This window comes from Halostagnicola bangensis (genome assembly GCF_054653435.1).
In genome coordinates, this window is the sequence record NZ_BAAIGG010000002.1 from 2,228,463 (window position 1) to 2,251,686 (window position 23,224).

24 protein-coding genes and 2 pseudogenes are annotated in these 23,224 nt (G+C 57.9%); 18 read left to right on the forward strand and 8 right to left on the reverse strand.

Annotated elements, in window-relative coordinates:
- Positions 1-49 precede the first annotated feature (49 nt).
- Complete coding sequence (locus ACYQ14_RS12835) at positions 50-1,654, forward strand: ABC1 kinase family protein (protein ID WP_459890068.1); 1,605 nt, start codon at positions 50-52, stop codon at positions 1,652-1,654.
- A 289-nt stretch (positions 1,655-1,943) separates the two neighbouring features.
- A complete protein-coding gene (locus ACYQ14_RS12840; protein ID WP_459888780.1) occupies positions 1,944-3,008 on the forward strand; it encodes an enolase-like domain-containing protein in 1,065 nt (354 codons plus the stop codon).
- Positions 3,009-3,019: 11 nt separating this feature from the next.
- Here ACYQ14_RS12840 and ACYQ14_RS12845 read toward each other — a convergent pair whose 3' ends face one another.
- Complete coding sequence (locus tag ACYQ14_RS12845; RefSeq protein WP_459888781.1) at positions 3,020-3,607, reverse strand: hypothetical protein; 588 nt, start codon at positions 3,605-3,607, stop codon at positions 3,020-3,022.
- 138 nt (positions 3,608-3,745) lie between these two features.
- Here ACYQ14_RS12845 and ACYQ14_RS12850 point away from each other — a divergent pair, with 138 nt between their 5' ends.
- Both ACYQ14_RS12850 and speB read left to right on the forward strand, forming a co-directional pair.
- Positions 3,746-4,120: a translation initiation factor IF-5A gene (locus ACYQ14_RS12850; protein WP_459888783.1), complete on the forward strand. Its 375-nt coding sequence runs from the start codon at positions 3,746-3,748 to the stop codon at positions 4,118-4,120.
- Positions 4,120-4,992 (forward strand): agmatinase, encoded by an 873-nt coding sequence (gene speB, locus ACYQ14_RS12855; RefSeq protein WP_459888785.1) that lies wholly within the window; start codon positions 4,120-4,122, stop codon positions 4,990-4,992. Before ACYQ14_RS12850 ends, speB begins: the two co-directional genes overlap by 1 nt.
- Positions 4,993-5,135: 143 nt before the next feature.
- Here speB and ACYQ14_RS12860 read toward each other — a convergent pair whose 3' ends face one another.
- Positions 5,136-6,056 carry an acetamidase/formamidase family protein gene (locus ACYQ14_RS12860; protein WP_459888787.1) on the reverse strand — a complete coding sequence of 307 codons (921 nt, stop codon included), beginning with the start codon at positions 6,054-6,056 and terminating at the stop codon, positions 5,136-5,138.
- A gap of 142 nt (positions 6,057-6,198) precedes the next feature.
- Between ACYQ14_RS12860 and ACYQ14_RS12865 the strand changes: the two genes are divergently transcribed.
- The 3 genes from ACYQ14_RS12865 to ACYQ14_RS12875 all read left to right on the forward strand — a co-directional run bounded on the left by ACYQ14_RS12865 (position 6,199) and on the right by ACYQ14_RS12875 (position 10,192).
- Entirely contained in the window at positions 6,199-6,966 is a 768-nt protein-coding gene (locus ACYQ14_RS12865) for a Nif3-like dinuclear metal center hexameric protein (protein WP_459888789.1), read from the forward strand.
- A 533-nt stretch (positions 6,967-7,499) separates the two neighbouring features.
- Positions 7,500-8,582 (forward strand): deoxyhypusine synthase, encoded by a 1,083-nt coding sequence (locus ACYQ14_RS12870; RefSeq protein ID WP_459888791.1) that lies wholly within the window; start codon positions 7,500-7,502, stop codon positions 8,580-8,582.
- A 218-nt stretch (positions 8,583-8,800) separates the two neighbouring features.
- Positions 8,801-10,192, forward strand: coding sequence for an ATP-binding protein (locus ACYQ14_RS12875; protein WP_459888793.1), 1,392 nt, complete (start codon positions 8,801-8,803; stop codon positions 10,190-10,192).
- A gap of 104 nt (positions 10,193-10,296) precedes the next feature.
- Here ACYQ14_RS12875 and ACYQ14_RS12880 read toward each other — a convergent pair whose 3' ends face one another.
- The gene (locus ACYQ14_RS12880) at positions 10,297-10,668 is read right to left on the reverse strand and encodes a hypothetical protein (RefSeq protein ID WP_459888795.1); all 372 of its coding nucleotides are present in this window, start codon (positions 10,666-10,668) and stop codon (positions 10,297-10,299) included.
- A 240-nt stretch (positions 10,669-10,908) separates the two neighbouring features.
- Here ACYQ14_RS12880 and ACYQ14_RS12885 point away from each other — a divergent pair, with 240 nt between their 5' ends.
- The 7 genes and pseudogenes from ACYQ14_RS12885 to ACYQ14_RS12910 all read left to right on the forward strand — a co-directional run.
- On the forward strand, positions 10,909-11,106 hold the full coding sequence (locus tag ACYQ14_RS12885; RefSeq protein ID WP_459888797.1) for a hypothetical protein: 198 nt from the start codon (positions 10,909-10,911) through the stop codon (positions 11,104-11,106).
- A 212-nt stretch (positions 11,107-11,318) separates the two neighbouring features.
- Complete coding sequence (locus ACYQ14_RS12890) at positions 11,319-11,582, forward strand: transcriptional regulator (protein ID WP_459888799.1); 264 nt, start codon at positions 11,319-11,321, stop codon at positions 11,580-11,582.
- A gap of 190 nt (positions 11,583-11,772) precedes the next feature.
- Complete coding sequence (locus ACYQ14_RS12895) at positions 11,773-12,042, forward strand: type II toxin-antitoxin system HicB family antitoxin (protein ID WP_459888801.1); 270 nt, start codon at positions 11,773-11,775, stop codon at positions 12,040-12,042.
- A 46-nt stretch (positions 12,043-12,088) separates the two neighbouring features.
- Positions 12,089-12,310 carry a type II toxin-antitoxin system HicA family toxin gene (locus ACYQ14_RS12900; protein WP_245779554.1) on the forward strand — a complete coding sequence of 74 codons (222 nt, stop codon included), beginning with the start codon at positions 12,089-12,091 and terminating at the stop codon, positions 12,308-12,310.
- 166 nt (positions 12,311-12,476) lie between these two features.
- Entirely contained in the window at positions 12,477-12,737 is a 261-nt protein-coding gene (locus ACYQ14_RS22095) for a hypothetical protein (protein WP_488193329.1), read from the forward strand.
- 41 nt (positions 12,738-12,778) lie between these two features.
- On the forward strand, positions 12,779-13,039 hold the full coding sequence (locus tag ACYQ14_RS12905; RefSeq protein ID WP_459888803.1) for a transcriptional regulator: 261 nt from the start codon (positions 12,779-12,781) through the stop codon (positions 13,037-13,039).
- 25 nt (positions 13,040-13,064) lie between these two features.
- Positions 13,065-13,247 (forward strand): annotated as a pseudogene (locus tag ACYQ14_RS12910) (hypothetical protein); the annotation flags it as partial.
- A gap of 247 nt (positions 13,248-13,494) precedes the next feature.
- On the opposite strand, the gene ACYQ14_RS12915 reads toward ACYQ14_RS12910, so the two are convergent.
- Both ACYQ14_RS12915 and ACYQ14_RS12920 read right to left on the reverse strand, forming a co-directional pair.
- Positions 13,495-13,845 (reverse strand): DUF7344 domain-containing protein, encoded by a 351-nt coding sequence (locus ACYQ14_RS12915; protein ID WP_459888805.1) that lies wholly within the window; start codon positions 13,843-13,845, stop codon positions 13,495-13,497.
- A 108-nt stretch (positions 13,846-13,953) separates the two neighbouring features.
- Positions 13,954-14,610 carry a helix-turn-helix domain-containing protein gene (locus tag ACYQ14_RS12920; protein ID WP_459888807.1) on the reverse strand — a complete coding sequence of 219 codons (657 nt, stop codon included), beginning with the start codon at positions 14,608-14,610 and terminating at the stop codon, positions 13,954-13,956.
- A 196-nt stretch (positions 14,611-14,806) separates the two neighbouring features.
- Between ACYQ14_RS12920 and ACYQ14_RS12925 the strand changes: the two genes are divergently transcribed.
- The 4 genes and pseudogenes from ACYQ14_RS12925 to ACYQ14_RS12940 all read left to right on the forward strand — a co-directional run bounded on the left by ACYQ14_RS12925 (position 14,807) and on the right by ACYQ14_RS12940 (position 17,352).
- The gene (locus ACYQ14_RS12925; RefSeq protein ID WP_459888809.1) at positions 14,807-15,448 is read left to right on the forward strand and encodes a helix-turn-helix domain-containing protein; all 642 of its coding nucleotides are present in this window, start codon (positions 14,807-14,809) and stop codon (positions 15,446-15,448) included.
- 95 nt (positions 15,449-15,543) lie between these two features.
- Complete coding sequence (locus ACYQ14_RS12930) at positions 15,544-15,897, forward strand: HalOD1 output domain-containing protein (RefSeq protein WP_459888811.1); 354 nt, start codon at positions 15,544-15,546, stop codon at positions 15,895-15,897.
- A complete protein-coding gene (locus ACYQ14_RS12935) occupies positions 15,894-16,079 on the forward strand; it encodes a hypothetical protein (protein ID WP_459888813.1) in 186 nt (61 codons plus the stop codon). The genes ACYQ14_RS12930 and ACYQ14_RS12935 overlap by 4 nt, the downstream gene beginning before the upstream one ends.
- Positions 16,080-17,089: 1,010 nt before the next feature.
- Positions 17,090-17,352 (forward strand): annotated as a pseudogene (locus ACYQ14_RS12940) (transcriptional regulator).
- A gap of 366 nt (positions 17,353-17,718) precedes the next feature.
- On the opposite strand, the gene ACYQ14_RS12945 reads toward ACYQ14_RS12940, so the two are convergent.
- The 3 genes from ACYQ14_RS12945 to ACYQ14_RS12955 form a co-directional block, all read right to left on the reverse strand.
- The gene (locus ACYQ14_RS12945; RefSeq protein WP_459888815.1) at positions 17,719-18,465 is read right to left on the reverse strand and encodes a hypothetical protein; all 747 of its coding nucleotides are present in this window, start codon (positions 18,463-18,465) and stop codon (positions 17,719-17,721) included.
- Entirely contained in the window at positions 18,462-22,499 is a 4,038-nt protein-coding gene (locus ACYQ14_RS12950) for an Eco57I restriction-modification methylase domain-containing protein (protein WP_459888817.1), read from the reverse strand. Before ACYQ14_RS12950 ends, ACYQ14_RS12945 begins: the two co-directional genes overlap by 4 nt.
- A gap of 158 nt (positions 22,500-22,657) precedes the next feature.
- Positions 22,658-23,221 (reverse strand): hypothetical protein, encoded by a 564-nt coding sequence (locus ACYQ14_RS12955; protein ID WP_459888819.1) that lies wholly within the window; start codon positions 23,219-23,221, stop codon positions 22,658-22,660.
- Positions 23,222-23,224 lie beyond the last annotated feature (3 nt).

Consider the following 23,224-nt stretch of genomic DNA (forward strand, 5'->3'; position numbering starts at 1 on the left):
CCGCGCGTACCGACGGTTCGTCGTCGTCGCGTGGCAGTTCCTTCCGCTGTTGGTCGCCTACGCTCGCGACCGGCGGCGGTTCTTCCTGTTCGGTCGCTCGAGACGAATCGATCCGGAAACTCACCGGCACCGAGCGGAGGTCTTGCTCGAGTCGCTACTAACCCTCGGGCCGACGTTCATCAAACTCGGGCAACTGTTGTCGACCCGTCCAGACGTCCTTCCGCCGGAGTACATCGACGTCCTCTCGGCGTTACAGGACGAGGTCCCGCCGGCCGACTGGGACGAGGCGAAGGTCGTTCTCGAGGAGGAGTTGGGGCCGCTCGACGAGCGATACGAGGAGTTCGACACCGACCCGATCAGCGGCGCGAGTTTGGGGCAGGTCTACCGCGCCAAGGCTGACGACACGGACGTCGCGGTGAAGATTCGCCGCCCCGGAATCGAGGAACTCGTCGAGGCGGACCTTCGGGTGATCCGGTGGTCGATGCCGTTCTTGTTGTACTTCGTCGATGACTCCCGATCCTTTTCTCTCGAGAACTTAGCCGAGGAGTTCTCGAAGACGATTCGCGAGGAGATGGACTACGAACGCGAGGCGCGGATGCTGACCGAGATCAAGTCGAACTTCGCGGACGACGAGGAGATCCGAATGCCCGCGGTGCTCGAGAGCCACTCCGGATCGCGCGTGCTCACGATGGAACACGTCGAGGGAACGAAGATCAACGATGTCGAGGAACTCGATCGGAAGGGAATCGATCGAAGCGAGGTCGCGGAGACCCTTCAGCGGGCCTACCTCAAGATGATCATCGACGACGGTGTGTTCCACGCCGACCCGCATCCGGGGAATCTGGCGGTGACCGACGACGGACGGGTCGTCTTCTACGACTTCGGGATGTCGGGCCAGGTCGACGAGTTCGTCCAGGAGAAGATCGTCGAGTTCTATATCGCGGTCGCGAATCAGGATATCGACGCGATACTCGACGCGCTGATCGAAATCGGAACCCTGAGTCCGGATGCTGACCGCGCGGTGATGGCCGACGTGATGGAACTCGCGATCCAGAACGCTCGCGGGGAGGCCGTCGAACAGTATCGCGTCCAGCAGATCGTCGGCCAGATCGAGGATTCGATCTACGAGTTCCCGTTCCGACTGCCGAAAAACCTCGCGCTCGTCCTCCGAGTGGCGACGGTCGTCGAGGGGGTCTGTCTCACCCTCGATTCCGAGTTCGACTTTATCTCGACGGCGACGGACTACCTCACCGAAGAGGGCTACCGCGAGGAGTCGATCCGCAAGTACCTCGCCGAATCCGGCCAACAGATCAGGCGCTCGGGCGAGTCCCTGACGCGGATGGCACCGAAAGTCGAGCGGACGCTGGACCGTCTCGAGCGGGACGACCTCTACGTCCGAATCGGCGTCGAGGACGAAAAGGACGTCTTCGCCGCACTGGCAAAACGCCTCATCTACGGGATGTTGCTCACGATGTCGCTCTTTTCGATGGGGGTCCTCTACGCGCTGGATGCGCCGGAGGCGTCGGTCGTTGCCGTGGTCTTCGCGGCGGCCATGTCGGTCCAACTGTATCGGTCCTTCCGAAAGCGACGCGGCCTCAGAGCGGAGCCGCAGTTCGCACAGAAGCGGCTTCGCCAGCGCCAGCGCGACGACTGATAGGGACGTTCGTACCTATTTTTAGCCCGCCTGAGCAGAGAACGAGGTTCGGGGGATGAAACCGGCGATGGAGTATCTACGTCGGGAGAGAATTATGAAAGACCCTATATTGACCCCGTGGCGAGAGAAATCCCCTGTAGCGCGAGAACTGGCTCCTGTGGCGCGAGAACTGGACCCCGTAGCGTGAGATTGCGTCCGGTGGTTCGACAGTCGGTTGGGACTCCGTACCGACCCGCTCGAGAGGCGATCGGGGTAAACCGATAACTCGTTGGGACCCAACGTAGGGTCTATGGGCTACGAACGAATCGCCGACCTTCCGGTCACCATCGAATCGGTTTCGACGAGTCAACTCGAGGCCGATACCACGAGTGACTTCGCCCGCGTGACGACGCTGTTCTCGCTGTCGGGGCCCGGCGAGAACGGGCAGGTTCGTACGGGAGAGGGTGAAGACGTCACCTACGAAACTGAGGAACACCGCGCGCTGGCCGACGCGGAACTGCCAGCCCTTTCCGGGGAGTACACGATCGATTCGTTTTCGGCGCGACTCGCCGACGTTGATCTCTTCCCCGCGGGGGCTCCCGACCGCGAGGAGTTTCGAAACTACCGACAGTGGGGCCTCGAGAGCGCCGCGCTCGATCTCGGGCTCCGACAAGCGAAGACGGATCTGGCGAGCGCACTCGGGCGATCGTTCGATCCGGTTCGATTCGTCACGAGCACCAGACTCGGCGATCCGCCGTCGACGGACCGACTCGAGAAACTGCGAGAGCGCGTTCCGGGCGTCGAGTTCAAACTCGATCCGACGCCGGAGTGGGACGATGCGGTCGTGGAGGCGGTCGCAGAGACGGTCCCGGTCCGGATCCTGGATCTGAAGGGACAGTACGAGGGAACCGACGTCGACGTACCCGCGGATCCGGAGCTATACCGACGCGTTCTCGAGGCGTTCCCCGATGCGGTGATCGAGGACCCCGCACTGACCGAGGAGACCGACGGCATCTTCGCGGATCCGGCTGTCCGGTCTCGAGTCTCCTGGGACGCCCCGATTCACGGCCTCGAGGACGTCGAGGCCCTCCCGTGGGAACCAGATTGGCTCAACATCAAGCCCTCACGGTTCGGCTCGCTCGAGTCCGTACTCGAGACGATCGCGTTCTGCGAGGATCGGGAGATTCGGATGTACGGCGGCGGGCAGTTCGAACTCGGCGTCGGCCGAACGCAGATACAGACGCTAGCCTCGTTGTTCTACCCGGAGACGCCCAACGATGTCGCGCCGCGGGCGTACAACGTCCCCGAAATTGCAGACCAGTTGCCGGCGAGTCCGCTCGAGATTCCGAGCGAGGGGACCGGGTTCGGGTGGTGAGTCGTCGAACGTTAGCATTCTTCCCACAACACCGGTTTCGAGCCGTCGTTCTCTCCGTGGCGATCGGTGCCGTCGTCGCCGCGTTCGACATCCCGCCGGAGTTCGAGCGCTCGATAGCCGTCCTCCTCGAGTAACCGCGTCGCCATCGACGGTGGAACTGACACCTCTCGGCACTCGCCGGAGACGAGCAAGCCATCCGGACCGAACGTAAACTGGACGTCGTATCGACGAACGCGGACCTCCTCGTTCTCGAGTATCGGATGGATCGTCTCGAGGACGCTCGCGACGTACTCGAAGACGAAATTCAGTTTCGGCGCGTCGACCGTTCCGAAATCGATCCGAACGGTCGGAACGGAGACCGGCTCGCCCTCCTCCCCCGCGTCGACGACGGAGAGGTCCCGAACCGTCGGCGGCGACTCGAGGTGCGTTCGGGTTTCGGGGTGGTCGGCCTTGAGGGCGTTCTCGAGTTGGTGAGCGAGCCGATTGGTTTTGCTGACATCCGTCGAACCGCCGGTACTCGAGGCGTCGCGCCGTCGCCAGAATAGTGTCAGCAGAAGTATCGTGATGGCGAGCGCAACCAGTGGTCCGATCACGTCCATAGACGCGAGATCGACCGGAGTTTGCAAAGTCGTTTCGTCGAACTGTCTCCGCAGCAGAAATCACTTCCCGTCAGAACCGCTGACAGGGTGCTCCGCCGATCCAAACGGTTTATGCCGTTCGGTTGATTATCCCGGCGTATGGCGAAAAAGCAGCAAGAAGTTCGTGATCTCCAGGAAGGTAGCTATGTCGTCATTGACGACGTGGCGTGTAACATCAACTCCTACAGCACGGCAAAGCCCGGTAAACACGGCAGCGCCAAGGCCCGTATCGAGGCCGAGGGGGTCTTCGACGGGAAGAAGCGATCGCTCTCCCAGCCCGTCGACGCGAAGATCTGGGTCCCGATCATCGAGCGAAAGCAGGGACAGATCGTTTCCGTCGACGGCAACGATATGCAGGTAATGGACTTAGAAACCTACGAAACCATCACGATGCGCGTCCCCGAGGAACAGGACGTCTCGCCCGACGAGAACATCGAATACCTCGAGATGGAAGACGAGCGAAAGATCGTCTAATGTTTCCCGGGGCGGCCGACTACCGACGAGCCGACACGCACGGGCCAGACGGAGCGCCCGACGCGGACTTCGTGGTCGTCGGCGCGCCCCTGGACGCCTCGACGACCTTTCAGCCGGGGACCCGATTCGGTCCCCGTCGCATTCGAACGTTTTCCGAAAGTTACGACGATTACGACAATCGGACCAACCAACATTTTTCCGAGCTCCGCGTCTTCGACGACGGCGACGTTCGCGCCTGGGACGAGGTCCCAGAATACCTCGAGTTCCTCGAGAGTTCGATTCGGGAGGTCGTCTGGGACGACGCCGTTCCGCTCGTACTCGGCGGCGAACACACCGTCTCGCTGGCGGGAGCCCGTGCCGTCGAACCCGAGGTGTTCGTCTGTCTCGACGCCCACCTCGATCTGCGCGAGGAGTACGACGGCAACGAACTCTCTCACGCCTGCGTGACACGGCACATCCTCGAGAGCGTCGATTCGGTCGAGGAAGCGATAATTATCGGTGCCAGAACCGGAAGCGAAGAGGAGTGGGAGCGGGCGGAAGCCGACGACGTGACCGTGATTCGACCTGAAGCGCTCGAGCGACCCGGCTCGGGCGACGAGGGAGTCGCTCCACCCCTCGAGTCGACGCTCGACGGGCGGGATGCGTACCTGAGCGTCGACATCGATAGTGCCGATCCCGCCTACGCGCCGGGGACGGGGACGATGGAGCCGTTCGGCCTCGAGCCACGGGAACTCCGATCGGTGGTCCGAACCGTTGGGCCCGCGGCGAGCGGGTTCGACGTGGTCGAGGTCAACGACCGCGACGACGGGCAGGCGGCGGCCCTGGCCGGAAAGCTCCTCCGGGAGTTCGTTTTTTCGGCCGCTGACGGTTGATAACCACCGTGAGCAGCGCGTCTCGCCGGCCGACTCAAGCGGGTCGGAGGCTTTCTGGGAGCGAAATGTAGTTCGGTACGAAGCTATACGCAAGTGGTTCGCAGAAGAGACGTCAGAACCTGCCCGATCGAACCCTCGCTCCGTTACTTAAGATCGAACGGATCCGAGAGGTACGCCTTCGGAATCGCGTTCCGAACCGTCACGAGCGGGTCGACGACCTGGCTGATCTCGAGGCCGCCGACGAGACTGGAGAGCATGTGGGCCTCGGTGGCGTCGAACCCGTGTTCGGCTGCGAGCAGTTCCACGGCATCCTTGTTCGCGATCTCGCAGGCCTCGAGCATCGACTCCGCGCTGGCAATGGGTTTCCAGGCGTCGGACGTTTCGATCAGTGGCCGCTCGAGATCGAATTCGGGCTCTTCGATCACCTCGAGCGAGACGTCGATTTCGGTGGCGACCTCCGCGCCGGTGCCACACATCTCACCGTCGGCCATCGCGATTTTGCAGTCGCCCATCGCGAGCATCGCGCCCTCTTGGAACACCGGGAAGTAGATCGTGTTGCCGGCCGTTACGTCCGTCGTATCCAGGTTCCCGCCGTGGTCGTGGGGGACGAGCGTGTCGTAGGATCCCTCGGCGGGGGCGACGCCGATCGTTCCGATGACGGGATCGACGGGGATCTCGAGGCCCTCGAAGGTGATCGCCGTTCCCGACTCCTCGAGGGGCGTCATCTTCGATCGCGGGGCCTCGATCTCCTCGTCGTCGTTGAGCAGGCCGAACCCCTCGATCGTGATCACGCGGCCCGCGTCCTCGGCGATTCGGATCTCCTCGATTTCGACGGCGAGGACGTCTCCGGGCGAAGCCGCTTCGACTTCGATCGGTCCCGTTGCGGCGTTTACCTCCTCGGGGATTGATTCGATCACGTCGTCCTCGGACTGGACCGCTCCCTCGAGGCTGTCGAGCGTCTCGATCGTGAGCGCGGCGTCGTCGTCGACGCTGTGGATCCCCTCGAGGTCTGGCGTGAAATCGTAGATGACACCGTCGGTCGCAGAAATAGCGCGTCGTTCCATACGTGACGCTTCGACATGAGAGCATGTAAGTCGCCGACTATCGGAATATCGGACCGGTTTCGGTCCTCGAGAGCCGGGCCGCTGTGGTGTTGTCTCCCGCGAGTGGTACAGATACAAGCCCCGGGAGTTCGAATCAGTCGGTATGGAACTCGCGGAATTCGCGACTCGACTCGACGAGGAGCTTCGACACGACGCCTACGCAGAGCTCGATGCGAGTGCGAACGGCCTGCAGATCGGCCCCGACGAAGGGGAACTCGAACACGTCGCCTTCGCCGTCGACGGCGTCGCGGAGACGTTCGAGAAGGCGGTCGATGCGGGCGCGGACGCGCTGGTCACTCACCACGGGATCTCCTGGGGCGGCTTCGATCGCGTGACGGGCCGAAAGTACGACCGCATCGCGGCGCTGATCGAAAACGACCTCGCGCTGTACGTTTCCCACCTTCCGCTTGACGGCCACCAGGACCACGGCAACGCGGCGGGCGTCGCAGACGTACTCGAACTCGAGAACCGCTCGCCGTTCGGCGAACTCGGGCCGGAGTACATCGGCCAGCAGGGAACCGCACTCGAACCCTACACGCTCGAGTCGCTGTGTGATCGCCTCGAGTCCGAACTGGATACGGGTGGGCGGGAGGTTCGCGGCCTCGAGTTCGGTCCCGAGGAGATTTCGGAGATCGGGATCGTAACCGGGAGCGGCACCGACTGGCTCGAGGAGGCCGTGGATACGGACGTCGACGCGCTCGTGACGGGCGAAGGGAAACAGAAGGTCTACCACGAAGCACAGGAAGCCGGCGTTCACGTCGTGCTGGCGGGCCACTACGCGACCGAGACCTTCGGCGTGCGTTCGTTGCAGGAACTAGTCGAGGACTGGGGCCTCGAGACGACGTATCTGGACGTTCCGACCGGGCTATAGTCGGACTTGCTATCTGGCCATCCCCCACCGAGAGACTAGCCGACCTCCCGCCGGGGAAGTCACCGACTTACCGCTGGTCGATCTACCGCTGCGGTGGCGCGCGCCGTGTCACGGTGAGGCGCTCACCGTGACACCATCATGCGCGAGGAATGAGAGAGCGAGCGAATCGGCTGGGGAGCGCGAGATCCGAACGAAGTGAGGATCTCGGAACATGAACGGGGAACGGAGTGACCCGTGAATGACGTGGAAATCCGTGTTGCCAGGACGAGTATCGCTGCCGCGTTCGTCGGAATCCTGGCGCTGAAATCGCCGAATCCTCATTTGTGTCGAATTCGTCGATCTGTCGCTAGAACCGAATTCACTAGTCGCTCTCTCCGAGAACGATCCGTTGGAGAGAGTCCACCGGGAGATGGAGGGGTTTCGGGAGACCAGTTTGGGACGATCTTGTACAACAAGACTGCACTGACTGGCTCGTTCGAGCGCTCGAGAAACGAACCGCGGCGTTGAACACCCTCGGTCCCCCATCCGCGAGTATGACCGACGAGCACGAGCGCGACCACGGACACGAGGCCGAAAGCGGGGACGATCACAACGATCCGGACGACCACGCTCACGGGACCGACGAGGGCCGGGAGACGTTTTCCCACGACCCGATCGGCCACGCCGAGGCTCGAGCCGGGATGACCGTGGGCGAGCTGGCCGACGAGTACGGCAACGCGGGCGTCGGCGCGGCGAACATCCACGAGGCAGTCTCGATTACGGAGGCGATGTTCGACGACGACGTGACCGTTTTCTTCGGCCTCGCGGGTGCGATGGTTCCGACGGGAATGCGTCGCATCGTCGCCGACCTTATTCGTGACGGCTACATCGACGCGCTCGTGACGACGGGGGCGAACCTGACCCACGACAGCATTGAGGCCATCGGCGGGAAACACCACCACGGCTGCGTAACCGCTGAAGGGAAAACCGAGCGCGAGCACGACGAAACCCTTCGCGACGAGGGCGTCGACCGGATCTACAACGTCTACCTGCCACAGGAGTTCTTCGCGACGTTCGAGTCCCATCTCCGGGAGGAGGTGTTCCCGACGCTCGAGGACGAAGGCGTTGTCCCCATCGAACGGCTTACCGAAGAACTCGGACGGGCGAATTCGGAGATTAACGAGCGAGAGGATATCGCGGAGGGTCCCGGCATCGCCGCGGCGGCCTACGAGAACGACGTGCCAATCTACTGCCCCGCGGTTCAGGACTCCGTGTTGGGCCTGCAGGCGTGGATGTACTCCCAGACGAGCGACTTCTCGCTCGACGCGCTCGCGGACATGACCGCGCTGACCGACATCGCTTACGACGCTGAGGAAGCCGGCGCGTTCGTCGTCGGCGGCGGCGTCCCGAAGAACTTCACCCTCCAGACGATGTTGGTGACGCCGGGGGCGTACGACTACGGCGTCCAGCTAACGATGGACCCCAAACAGACCGGCGGGCTCTCGGGTGCGACCCTCGAGGAAGCCCGCTCGTGGGGTAAACTCGAGAAAGACGCGCGAAACGTGTCCGTCTACGGTGACGCGACTATTTCGTTGCCGCTGGTTATCGCGGCGGCTCGAGAGCGACTCGAGGGCTAGGCGTTCCAGCGACGCGCTCTAACAAAACCTTCGGGCCACCGCGCCCGAGTTCGTTTACTTGCGAGGATTCGTGAGATTTGTCGTCTCTCACGACCAATATCTCCCACAGCCAAGATGATACTTTGAAGTTTGATACTCTCGAGTATCATTATTCGAAGTACGATACTTTAGAGTACGATAGTGGAAAACATTATATTACGCAGCCTCTTATTGGCAGTATGACCGAGTTCGTGAACCGAACGGCAGAAATCGATCGCCTTCGGGAGCTATACGAATCGACGGACGCCGAACTCGCGGTGGTCTACGGTCGGCGACGACTCGGCAAGACCGAGTTACTCAAACAGTCGCTCGAGGAGGACGACGACGCCATTATCTATCAGGCGAAGCAGAAAACGAGCGCGTTACAACTCGAGCAGTTCGTCGAGACGGCGTCGGAATCGTATCCCGACGTCGCTCGAATCCGCGAGGACTGGGAGGCGGTACTCGGCTATCTGACCGAGCAAGACGCGATTATCGTCCTCGACGAATTCCCGTACCTCGTCGAAGAGGATCGGAGCCTGCCATCCGTACTTCAGGCGATGTTCGATCACGAGCTCGACGAGTCGGCCGCGACGATTGTACTTGTCGGCTCCTCGATCAGCATGATGGAGGAAGCGGCACTCCTCGGAAACAGTCCACTCTACGGCCGCTCGTCGGTGAAGCTGGATGTGAGACAGCTTCCGTTCGACGCCGCGATGGAGTTTTTCAACAGCGACTACTCAGCTGACGAACAGATCCTTACCTGGGGCGTTTTCGGTGGTGTTCCGTACTATCTCGAGGAGGTATCATCGAGTGCGACCCTCGCGGAGAACCTCCATCGAACGATCCTCTCTCGTCACGGTTCGTTACACGACGAACCGGACTACGTCCTCCGGATGGAACTCACCGAACCGACTCGATATTTTTCGATTCTCGAGGCCATCGCCGGCGGGAGCACGAGTCGGAACGAAATCGCCGGGACGACGGGCATCGACTACAATCAGCTCTCGAAATACCTCAATCGACTCGGGCGACTACGGTTGGTTGACAAGCACGTGCCGATCACCGAGCAAAAAGAGCGGAGTAAACGAAGCAAATACCGTATCAGAGATCCGTTCTTCCGGTTCTGGTTCCATTTCGTCTACGGCACTGGTGATCGATACGACGACCTCGGCTCGGAGGCCTACGACGCACTCATCGAACCGGAGTTACCGGACTTCGTCAGCCTGTCGTTCGAAGAGTTGTGTTGTTCCGCGCTTCGGACGCTCTACCCGGAGCAGACGATCACGGACACGGGACAGTGGTGGTACGGCGAGCACGAAATCGACGTTGTCGGGCTGTCGACCGACGAGACGTTGATCGTCGGCGAATGTAAATTCCAGCGCTCGCCGCTCGGGTACGATGCGCTTTCGTCGCTCCAAACCCACGTCGACGAACTGCGCTGGACGCCCGACGACGGCGGTGACCGTCTCGAGCAGTACGCGCTCTTCTCTCGAAGCGGATTCAAACCGTCCGTCGAGGAAGCTGCCGAGGATCGGGAGGACCTTCGACTGTTTACGGCCGAAGACGTCGTCGAGTCCTTGAACCGCTGACTTGTTGGGGTCGCTTGTTCAGTATTCGTTCTCGAGGAAACTCGAATGGTGCCCCCGATGTCTCTCGTCTATCCGTCTCTTCCCGTGAGGCGTCCGCTTTCGAACTATCCGTCGACCTCCGACGCTTCGGGGTCTGCGTCCTGAACCTCGACGATCACGGCCTGCTCGAGGTGCTCGATGTCTCCACCCGTCCGGATTTGGAGCGTTCGTCCCGGGAGGTCGGGATCGTCATCGTCGGTCGGCTGTTCCGGAACGGAGACGGCGGTCGCCTCCGTAATCGTAACGTCCCGGCGCTGGATCGGGTCGCCCTCGTGCTCGACGGTCTCCCACGTCGCGATGTCGAACTCGTCGATGTCTTCGCCGAAGTATTCCTCGGAATCCCTGTCGATCGAGTCCGCCGTCTGTGACTCTCCGGTCGTTCTGTTGTCGTCGAACTGGACTTCCTCGTGTTTGTACTGCTGAAGATGGACGAGCATGTGCGTTACCATTACTCATGGTGACTAAAGCGTATGACCGGCCAGTGCAAGAGGGTGTGTTAGTGTGCCGTCGCTCGAGTCCGCATCGCCCGTCGCGGGCTCGTCGTTCGTCTCGGAATCTCCCGCCGTGGACGCCTCGTCCGTTTCGGAATCGGGCTCGCGAAGGAGTCGATGCGCCCACTCGGCTTCCGCCCGAATTTCACGGACGTGGCGCGTGGCTTCGTTGGTCGAGGAGTCGGGGTGGTCGGCCTCGAGTTGCTCGAGGAGGATTTCGGCCTGTCTGTCGATCAGCTCGAGACGGTCGAAGGCGCTCGGATGGGTGAGCCGTCGTCGATGCGGAGGGCTCGAGTCCCGGCGTTCGTCGTCGATGCGTGCGGTCGGTCGGGGCTTTCAAGTCCCCGTGAATCGTCGTTGTACATGGCTTCCGTACTGTCTTAGGGAGCTGTCGCGGATCGGTGGCCAAACACCGGTCCGTTTGCTTTCTGGTGGATCAACGCGTAATCAGAGCCAGCAGTTCATCCCGTTGTGTAACCTCACTTTCATCATCTGTGATAAATCTAATCACTGTAAAGTGATCAATAGGTTGGTTATTAGTGATCCAATTCTGATGTATCGACAGGCGTAAGCATCTAATCGAAGATAATCGATCAATGCGAAAGCCCGGTAACTGGATGCAATTGCCGACTGACGAGCGGATCCTCGAAGTCCTTCATTCGTCGGATCTGATTCTGTCCCCTGCTGTTATCGGAAAGAACATTGATAAAAGCCGAGAACAGGTAAATCGGCGTCTTTCTGTTCTTGTCGAGTATGGACTTGTTGTCAGGATTAAGAGCGGTTATTACGAAATCGATGCGGATGGGATGCAGTATCTCGAGGGGAATCTTGACGCGGATTCGCTCGAGGAAGGCGAGTGAGAGGTATTCGGTCCTGTTGAAACCTATTTTGGACACTTATTCTCATGGAACTTTTGTACACTACTATCCACTATTAACCAACACTTCGAACGGTCCCCCGAACCCGTTGGTTAATGGCGAGTGGTTCTCGAGGCACTGAACGAATAGCACTTGCCGAACGCTTAACCACCCACCGAGCATATCACAGCACATGAGTACTGACACTGGCTCGAACGGTTCCCCCGAGCCCGAGACGACGATCACGCTCACCGAGGAAAGCGAGTGGTGGGTCGCAACGGACGAAGCGACCGGCGTCACCAGCCAGGGGAAGACGCGAACCGAGGCGCTCGAAAACCTCGACGAAGCGGTCGCTGGCTACAACGGCGAGGGCCGAGAGCCAACAGACGCAGAACTCCGGAAACTCGGCATCGATCCCGAAAAGAACGTCTCTGGAAAATCACTGCCAGAGGAATTTCAGTAGGCCCAATCTCGAGATGTCGAGGCGAACATATTCTGGCGACGACGTGATGAAAGTCCTCGTGAACCACGGCCCGTTTTATCTCGACCGAATCAAGGGCGACCACTTTATCCTCCGCTGGGAGCCGCCCGACGACCACGATTCGGACGCGCGGACGGTCCCGGTACCTCGACACGACGAAGTATCGACAGGGACGCTCAAGAAGATCGGCGAGCAAGCAGGCATGAAAGAGTTCCAGCGATTCTTGGATTGGCTCGATCGGAACTTGTGACGACCCTCTCACGACAACCGAATCCGAAAAAGAGCGTCTATATCGTAATCAAAACGTAGTGTCCTTGCGGAACGCGCTCGAGGTCCGGGAGTGAGATTTCATATACTATCACGTAGCTACGCGGTATGTATGACCGATATATCTTCCATAAAACGGTATCTCTACTATGCGAGAACGTGCTGACTGGATGGTTCCAACCGATGACGCCCTTCTGGAATATGTGCGGGATGCGGGCGAAGTTCCACCAGCAGTTATTGGACGCAACATCGACTCTCACCCGAACTACGCTGGACAACGTAGCAGGCTCCTCGCTGAGCATGGCTTGCTAGATCGGGAAAATGACGGCTACTATTCGCTTACTGAGCTGGGTCGTCGATATTTAGACGAGTCCCTCGAGTCCGGGGAACTAGACGCTGATCAAGAGTAATAATTGAATCGACACGGTGTACGCATGACCTCTTTCAATCTATGAGACGACCCGGCGACTGGATGCAATTACCTACTGACGAACGTATTCTAGAGATCCTCGAGTCGGGGCTCATTCTCTCGCCACAGGTGGTCGCGAAGAACATCGACAAGTCACGCGTACACGTGAACCGTCGACTTACTGCTCTCGTTGATTACGGACTCGTTGTGCGAGTCGAACGAGGATACTACGAAATTGCTGTGGATGGGGTGCAGTATCTCGAGGGGAATCTTGACGCGGATTCACTCGAGGACGGTGAATGAGAGGTATCCGGTCCTGTTGAAACCTATTTTGGACACTTATTCTCATGGAACTTTTGCCCACTACAGGTGCGTATTGATCGCTGCCCTCGCTGAGTTCGTCACCGAGCAGAACATCGAATCGGTGGTCGAGATCCTCGATGCAGCCCGTGTCGAGGCGCTCTGTGGCGAAAAACACGCCCACGACAACGGTGACCAGCGCTTCCAACGAGAATTCATCCGCACAGAACACTCGTCTATGAGGGACCGCTACCGTCGCCCTTTGCTATCGCTTGAAACACTGATTCCCCACACCGACACCTATCTTTCCGCCCAATAACGTGGATCGAGCTGTCAGGAAGCACCCACGCTGAGTAGACCGCACCACACTCACAGCACCTCGCAGCCACTTTCGTTCGGTCATCTATTTTTGATACGAGCACTCACCCGTGAGAGGGTCTTGACACTGCTTCACTTGTTCAGCACGCCGCATACGTATCAATCAGCGCCAGTGGCTCTTGGTCCAGTTCATCGGTACCGTTCCGGACCTGATTCGTTTCGGTATCGTAGACGATCATGCCGCAGTCTTCCAGCTGTGGGAGATGAATGTGGTGAAGTGCAGTGTGGACGCGTTGTCGATGGTCATCGTCCGGTGGTTCTCCATCTCGAATGCGTTCGGCAACCTGGTCTACGAGCGCGCTAACCTGCATCGCCTCCCCCTCGGTCTGGTTTAGTGACCGAAGGACAGCCCGTCGGTGTTCGTTGGCGACTGCCGAGAGAACCACATCGAGTGGGATCGATTTCCCACTCTCGAAGGTACTGGCTGTCATGTGGTTTCTCCGGAAGCCAATCGTTCCATTCTCGGATTACGGTGCATACTCACCAAGTAATGTGCAAGTTCTGTGAAACTTTGGCATGGTGTGCAAGGGGGACACGGTTCACGTCCCTGACTCGGCGGGGATAAGTGTGTACGTGACGAGCGCCACGATAGCACGGCGGAGTCGTTCCGTCACGGCCTGATCGGAAATCCCGATCTCGTCCGCGAGATCCTTGGTCGTACAGCCTCTCGGGATATCGTAGTACCCCTTCTGGACGGCGAGACGAATCGCTTCGCGCTGGGGCTCGCTCAAGCCGTACCACGGACCGTCGTCCGGTTCCGTTGGATTATACACACGAGTCGTCTCGACCGAGACCTGTGCATCCTCACAGTGCGTCGTGAACTCGCTGAGGGCGCCGTGGCTGGGAAACCGCAACTCGAAGTCCCACGCGTCGGGTGTTCCGACGGCGCTCAGTAGCTGCCCCTCGCTCTCATTGATTCCGCGGAAGATGTGGTCCTGGTTCGCATCCCAATCGAGCGTGAAGAGTGTCCGGTCGTCGAACACGTCCACCGCCGATGCACTGGTGACAGCCGGATGGCGTTGGACGATTTCGAGAAACGACTGTCGTGTCGAGTTGTGGATCCAGAAAAGCGGAACGGTGGCATCACCAACCGGGACGAGGTTTTCGAGTTCGATGGACGTTACCCCCTCGACGCGGAGAATCCGTCCGAGTTCGAAGTCAGCGGATGGAATGCGAACTTCAGCAATAACGCTCATTACTCGCTCTTGGCACATGGTTGGTCCTGCCCGTACAAAACGGAGCGGCTTGGTACACCATGCCTGCGCGAAATTGACGCCGATTCCCGTCCGCTATCCCTTACCAGGCCCGCCATCCACCGCGTGTGGGCCAATCGTAATCGGCCCTTGTACACCATCCACGTCGGTTATCCGCCTTCGTGACCAATCAGTCGATATGGCCACCGTGATGGAGTTCACGATGCCGGCAGCCGAGTTTCCGCTGGGAACGGTTTTCGAAAATTTACCGGAGGTGATGATCGAAATGGAGCGACTTCTCCCACAGGAGAGCCTGATAATCCCGTACTTCTGGGTCCGTGGCGGGCAACCCGAGGATATCGAATCCTGTTTCGAAGCCCACCCTGGCGTGAATAGCATCGATCTCATCGATAGCGTCGAGGACGAGTATCTCATGCGTGCGGAGTGGGATCAGGAGTACGCTGGCATCCTGAACGCCCTCGCCGAGGACAACGTCGTCGTTCTCTCCGCGATCGGGACGAAAGACGGGTGGGACTTCGAGGTCCGGGGTGAGAGTCACGAGAAGATCAGCGAATTTCGCTCCACTGTTCAGGGGTACGATATTTCGATCGAAATTACCGCTGTGCACGCATTGCTCGCGATACACGAAGATGGCTACGAGTTGACTGACACCCAGCGAGAGGCACTGGTGTTGGCCTACGAACACGGCTACTTCGATTCCCCACGCGAGGCGTCGCTCGAAGATGTTGCCGAGGAGCTCGGAATCACCCAGCAGTCGCTTTCGTCTCGACTCAGACGCGGGCACCGACGGCTCATTGGCGGGACGCTCATCACTCCGTAAGCTCGCCCGAACCGCTCGGTGCCCCTATTTATACCTCCTGTATAATCAGTATAGCTGTTCAACCGGTTCAGGCCGCTATATTGGTGTAGAACAGTATGGTAGCCAGCTTAGCCAGTACCGAGTTGGAGTCGATTGGGTATCATTGCAAGTCAGAAACGTGCCGAGCCCAGTACGATCTAGATGAGACCTCCGCAAGCATGGCCGTCGTCGCGGCGCTGTCGGACGTGATGGACAGCGATCCGACCGAACTGGAACCGCTCCACGCGTCCGTCGACACTGGCGCGCTCGATGAGTTCGTCTCTCTTCAGGACGCGGCGAACGGAGATATCTCGGTCACGTTTACCGTCGCGGAGTACGAGATAACCGTCTACAGCTACGGTGTGATCGCAATCGATCCACTAGGACACAATCGAATCGACGACCTGAACGAGGGCGTCCCTCACAAATGACCTCCGAAAAGACGCCGCTCACGACTCGAGCTGAATTAAACACCGAACTGAAAGCGCTCCTTCGTCGGGCGTACACCAACGGGGTCGACGTCGAAGGTGGGTGGAACTGTCGGAACGGTGCCGACCATCCGGACTGGGACGTGATCGTCACCGAAGTACGAAAGAACGAGGGGTCAGATTGACATCCTCTCCGCGCTGAAGGGGCATGACGAGACGCTTAATGAATTAGCTAAGTTCTGGGAATAGGGTCTACCCCACTTATCGGCAGCTGGGGCCTGTAGTGGTACTCCCTCGTACAGCTGTTCCCAATACTTCTCTCGATCATTATGCGTCTCGTTGCACCCGAAAACGCTTCGCGTTTTCGAGGACGAGGATTCCCACGGTACCGCACCGCTGAGTTGGGATGGTTACGGTTTGTAACCCGATCGGCATGGCAGGGCTACTGGCTGTGCCAACCAGCCGTTACTCCTATCCCGGCATGGGATTCGGAGATACTTTTGCTGACTGCATCCCTGAGTTCCAGCACAGTGCTTTCTGCGTGGAATCAGGGAATCCCGATATTGTCCGATTAGCAGGGCGGGTAGACCACCTCGGATACCTGTTGGTACAAGATCCGATTCCTAAAAATCCGTTCAGCAGGTCAAACGAGGCTCGTGAAGGGGTTGTCGGATTCATTCCCGTCCTCGAAAAGCGAAGCTTTTCGATTGTGGTTCGAGACGCTACGCGTCTCGTCATCAAGCGAGACCTCCGGTCTCGCGGGCATCGCGGAGTCTGGCGGGAGCTGCGCTCCCGCTTAGCTTCGCTCCGCTCAGTCACGAAAGACGTACGTCTTTCGAACGACAGCGAGAGCTTTGCTCTCGCCATGCCGCTAAAGCACGGGGCTTTCTCCTTGAACTTCCGTAACTGTGTACCGGAACAACCCCAAGACAGTTCGAGGTTGCTCCAGAAATGACTGACAGCTGACCGTCTCACTCCCCCAGATCGCTCCCACGTTCGGTCTTCTGATAGGGTCGGTTGTCACTGTTTACCGGTCATTCGCCAGAGCGGGGTGGCGAATAACCGGAAATGACTTACAACCGACCCTATGAAGGATGAACGGTCCCATCGCCAGCCGACCGTTCTTTCGGCACCGATGGGAATAGTCAAACAAGAAGCGAGTGACCGATAGCCATATTGCTTACTCGAGTGTGCCATGAGACGACCCGGCGATTGGATGCAATTACCAGCTGATGAACGGATTCTCGAGATTATCGAGTCGGGGCTGGTTCTCTCTCGCCACAAGTAATCGCGAAGAACATCGACAAGTCACGTGTACACGTGAACCGTCGACTTACAGTTCTCGTCGACTACGAACTTGTTGTGAGAGTCGAACGAGGATACTACGAAATTGCTGTGGATGGGGTGCAGTATCTCGAGGGGAATCTTGACGCGGATTCGCTCGAGGCTGGCGAATAATTTCATTTCAAATTTGATCCGAGACGGAGCAAATTAGCAGTAGCTACCGCTACGAATTGAGCCTTGTTGAAAGCCCTCTGGTTGCTCGCGGCCGCTCTTCCGGATATCCTCGTTTGCTCACGGCTCACTTCGTTCCCCGTTCGCAGTCGCGCGGATAGGGTCGGAAGAGCGACGCTCCGCTTTCGCGGCGCAAGCAACCATCGCCCTTTCATTCCGCCAGGTCTCCTCCCTGCCCTACCCCGGATCCCACGACCCGCGCTTTGCGCGGGCACGTGCTCTCGGCCAACTGATGAATGAGGGAGACAGTCCGAATTCCACACGAAAATACTCCTGACCCAAATAAAATTGGTTGGAATGTGCCAGAATCTACTCAAATTGCTTGCGCACGTAACTGACAATTGTGCGGGCCGAAAATACTGGAACGAATTCCTTTCTGAGAAACTCCCGGGTCGCAACAATATCCCACTCTGGATTAGGATCGCCTTCGATCACCCTATTGCGCTGAGCAATCGCTTCGATCGAATCTGAAAGGTCGACCTCAGCTACAGCCCCCTTCGTCTCATCGGAACGGACGTCTTTCGCCCAGAGGACCCATCGCAGGCCATCCGTTCCGATAGCAACTAGATAGCGCTTTTCGCGACTCGTGAGGTATTTTGCAAATGTGCTTGAGTCAACGTAGTCTCTAATGTCATCGGTTGCCTCTCGTTTCGCACCGGTCGCTTGTTCTTCGTTTACGGCTTTTGCTTCCAGAATACAGGCAATCTGAGGCGAGATATTTTTCAGCAAGAAATCGGGTCGCTTGATCTCTATTTTACGATAGGTACTCGGTCGGCGAATGAAGTGCGGTCCCGTTCCAACGTATTCGTCTGATATTGGATTCCGGTAGCCGAGTCCGTGGAGCACCGGCTCGATTAGATACTGCTCTGTGAAGTGCTCTCGTTGCTGTTCTACGATTGGCCCAGAGAGCGTGTGTGGCGTTCGACAAAGCTTTCGTAGTTCACCGCCCTCTCCGAGTTCACGAAATTTCTCTGGGAACGTCTCGAGTTGCTGGCGAACTCGTTCGGCGATCACTGGATCAGGACTGAGTTCAGCGTTGACCTGCCTATCGGTCATTCACTAACGGCCTCCTCGACGATTTCGATTTCTTCGTCGGTCAGGCCGTACAGTTCGTAGACGATTTCATCAATCAACTCGTCCGTCTTCTCGATCTGCTCCTCGAGTTCCTCCGCCCGTGCTTTCGTCTCGAGATAACTCTCTAACCCGTCTCGAACGTCCTCGACGGCGGGAAGGGTGAGCTTCCGCAGGCGGTCGACGGGCGAGTTGGTCTTGGTGGCGGTCTCGCGGAAGTTCGCGAAGCCGCCAGCCTCGTCGACGGCGACGGGGACGAAGACCTCGATCAGGTCGGCCTCGGTTTCGGTGAGGTCCGAAATCTCGAGGGCCGGTAGGGGTTCGGTTTCGGTGTAGCCCCACTGGTCGGTTTTGTAGTTATCTTCATTTTTGGGTTTGTAGCGGGCTGTGAGTTGGATCTCGAGAGAGGTTGGGGATTCACGGATGATTTCGACTGTGCCGATGCGGAGGTTCTCGCGGTCCTCAGCGGTGTCAGTGAGAATAGAATTCGCAGAACCCTTTGGTGGTTGGCTTAGGCCAACCTCGGCAAGGGTTTGTTCCTCTGAATAAGAACCAAGATGATCGAGAAGGGAGAGATTAAGATTTCCTTTCATTTTCGCCTTTTCTATTATTGTCTCGGAACTATGAGACAATTTTTCTTCTATCTCTTCAGAAATACCATCAGATATTGGTAGCGACCGAACATCGTCCGGGTTCATTTTTGGAAAGCTATTCTTTTGCGCATTAGGTGATGTTTTCAGGTTATAATAGCTGAGGAGTTTAGAATTTACAATAGAAAGGAGAGCAGGACCAGCTATCTGTGAATCAGAAGTAAGAACAGGAATCACACTATGTCCATAGTAGTATTCCTCATTTGTGTAACCTGCAATAATTCTATCCTTTCCACCAGTTACTTCTCTAAACAGCAACCGCTCCTCTGCGAAATATTTCGGTTCACGAGGTCGCGAAAGCCAGTTACCATAACTCAGCCATTCACCTTCCCACTCAAAATAAAACCGTGTCACATCCCTGCCATTCAGCCACTTTCCGTATGTTTCGTCCTCTTTCTCATCTGCATGGTATGCTCGATTTTCGATTATTTCTGGATCTTGTCCTGCATGTCGATCATAAGCCGTAACACCTTGTGAAACATCACATATGTTACCTAGGTTTGTTGAAACCGACTCAATATTATTAAGTAACTCTCGCTCATTGATATTCGACATATCATAATCAATCACCTTATTTTCATTCTGGATGAAATGATCTTGGTGGGTAGAATGTTGTAATGCGAATTCTGATGAAGCTAATCTTTCTAGCCGATCTTCATGGGTCCCGGAATCATCAATAATTCCAATATTAATCTCAGAATTCGTTTCTGTCTTAGATAGTGTTATAATTATACTTTCAACAGTAGCATCTTTAAAAACTTCACCACAGTCTATCAAGTTCTGAATTCCAAATTCAGTTAATACAATCTCTCGCAACTTTTCATCACTCTTTAATTTCGTCCATATATTTGGGACAATATATCCACAATATCCTCCTTGCTTGAGGACCTCTCTTGGCTTCTCCATGAAGATGGTATAACTGTCATATTCTCTACTTGCTGTGAAGTAGCTTTCATGGAGATACTTTTGTTCGATTGAACTGAAATCGACACCGTATGGCGGGTTACCAATTACCGCATCAAACCCAGCATCCTCTCGCTTCACTCCATCATCGTCGAAGAACACCTCGGGATACTCTAACTCCCAGTGGAAAAACGCCTCTCCACCGGCCATCTCCTGTGCAGTCTGGAACCACCCCTCCTCGCGAACCTCGAGCCACTCGTCCTCATCGTCGATCGCTCGAGCCATCCGCTCGTACGCCCCTTCAGGAACATCTAGATCGAACCGTTCCGCAGTATGCACGTTCGTCAACTCGAACAGTCGCTGGTAGAACGGATCGGCCCGCACCTCGTCGTAGATCTCCTCCATCGATTTGACGTCCTCGAGCGACTCGTTGTCGATCTCGAGGAGTTCCTGCATCCGTTCCATGACGTGCTCTAACGTATCCTGTCGGACTCGAGCCAATGCCTGATGGAGCGTCAACTGCCCGTCGCCGTCGGCGCTCTCGCTCGAGAGCACCTCAGTCACGTCCGAGCCGACGAGCGAGTTCCCGGCCTTGAGGTGGTGGTCCAGAAACGCCAGGGGCTGGTCGGCCGCGAGCGTCTCGAGCCACATCGAGAGCTTCGCGAGTTCGACGGCCATTCCATTCAGGTCGACGCCGTAAATGCACTCCTTGGCGACGTCTCGGCGAACGCGCTGTTCGTCGAACGCCGTCGCCTCTTCGATCTCGCGAACCTCGGTCATCACCTGCTCCGCGAGGTACTCCGTCGCCCGCGTGAGGAAGTGCCCGCTCCCCATCGCGGGATCGAGGACCTTGAGATCCAGCACCCGACGGTAAAAGGCCCCGAGATACTCGTGTGTGCCGGGCTCGAAGCCCTGCTCCTGTAAGTCCTCGCGGATCTCGTCGATCAACGGATCAACCGTCTCCTCGACGATGTAGGTTACCACGTAGTCGGGCGTGTAGTACGCCCCCGTGGCCTTTCGCTCGCCCTCGTCGTTGACGACGTAGAGGTCGCCGTCATCGACCGTTTCGACCGCGTCCGCAACCGAAACCTCCGTTGCCGGCTCCCAGACCTGCCCGCCGTCCGCCGAGACCGCCGCGTACTCCTCCGGTGCGATCCGGAACTGGTGCTCGAGCAGTCCTTCGTAGACGCTCCCGAGGTGGCGCGTATCAAGATCCGCGTAGTCGGCCAACACGTAGCGACCCTCGTCGTTTTCGGTGGTCGAAATCCGGTAGATGACCTCCGCGAGATGTCGATTGCTCACCTGATGGTCGGTCAGGAAATCGTGTTTCTCCCGGTTGAACAACCCTCCGTTGTACGGCGGAATCCCCAGCGACTCCTCGCCTTCGTCGACGAGCCGGAAGAGATCCTCGAGCCGACTCCACATCGTCGTCGAACGCTCGCTGTAGGCGTCGTCGAATCCGTCGTCAACCTCGCCGATCTCGTCGTGAATCTCGAGTCTGAGTTCGTCCAGGCTGAAGTTCTCCTCGTACTCCGTGACTGCGTCGCCTCCTTCGGGGTGAATCAGTCCACGAGATTCGGCGTAGAGGACGAACATCAGCCGGTATAACAACACCAGCGACTGCTCTTTGAGCTTCTCGAGTCCCTCGTCGTCGTCTGGATCGATATCGAGGTCGTTCGTCTCGGCGAAGCCGCGGCCTAACACCCGCAGTGCCGTAAAGACGTTATCCTGGAGGTCCTCGCCGAGTTCCTGGGCGACCGTTTCGCTCTCGGACCACACCGAATCGAGAAACGTCGTTCCCGACTGTTCGCAAAACGCGTCCGGACGGAAAAAGACGTAGAAGTATTTGAACGCCTCGAGGTCCCCTTCCTCGAGTAGCTCGGGCAAATCAATCTCGTAGTATGTCTGCGTTTCGTAGTCTTTCGTCCCGTAGAGTCGCCACTTGCGTCCGTTGGTCAGCACGCCCCACTGGATGTTTTCGGGCGTCCGCTCGAGATAATGTTTGATCTGGTGGGACGCGTTGCGATACGGGCGCTGTTCGCTAAATCGTTGGCTAAAATCGGCTTCCCATTGTTTGGCTTCGACGAGTCCGATACCGCCGTCGAAGAGGTCAGCCGTATCCTCGGTGTCGAGATAGACTGCGGCGGCGTCCCGCCGAGCGTCGGTATCTTCGAAGAGCAGATTGTCGACAAATCCGCCACCGTCGGGGAGCGTCGTCTCGACGTTCGTTCCGAATCCAAGCACGTCGAGTACCTCGTCGATCCAGTTATCGATCAGCGGATCCTCGTCGTATCCCGAGACGAGATCTTGCTCTAGCTCGTAGAGTGATCGTAACTCCTCGAATACCTCGCGTGCGTCTTCGTCGCAGTCCCACTCGTCTCGTTGCTGGATTCGCTCGTCAAGATAGTGACCGGAGAAGAGATTCGAATTCGTGTATGGTCGCTTTGAAAGCGTCGCCTGACTCATTTTGGATATGAGATTCACCTCAGGACAACCACAAATAGGTGGCGGTGACTTTGGAAAAACAGCCTGTTACTGCCCGTACTCAATTGTACACGATTCCAGAACAAACCACGTCCAACTCGAGCAAGTACGTTCCTGCGAATAACGTTCTACAGACGTAACTACCGCAACTGCTCGAGAATCTGCAAAAACCGGAACGCGGGTTCTCCGTACCCTTTTGTGTCTTCTGCCGCGAGTGCTCGTAGTTCTTCGACTCGTTCGGTGTACGTTTCGTTGATCACGAATTCGATCGACTCGTCGTTCTTTTCCTCGAAATCAGCAGTCAACCTTTCGAATCCGTCGGTGAGATGCCCGTCCGAGATGTAGGGTGCCCAGAGTTGGAACGCGTACTCGTCGGCATCGTTGAAGACTCGAGTGACGTAGTCGTGGTCCGACTGGAACTTGGTCTCGAGTTTCTCGAGTGAGTGCTGGTAGCTATCGTTTCCGTAGTCTTCCCATTTATCGGTATCTGGCGTCCCGGAGTACGCCGAGCCGTTCAGATGCGTAATTACTTCACAAGCGTAGACGGTCTGTGTCCCGTTGTTCGAGTCGATGGCGACGACATCGATCTCGAGTTGATCGCCCTGTTCTTTCGACCTCGAGTTGTAGCTGACCACCTCTGCGTCGGTGATGAGTTTGTGGTACGCGCCGACGATGAGTTCCCCGATCTGAGCGTTAGAAGACATCCA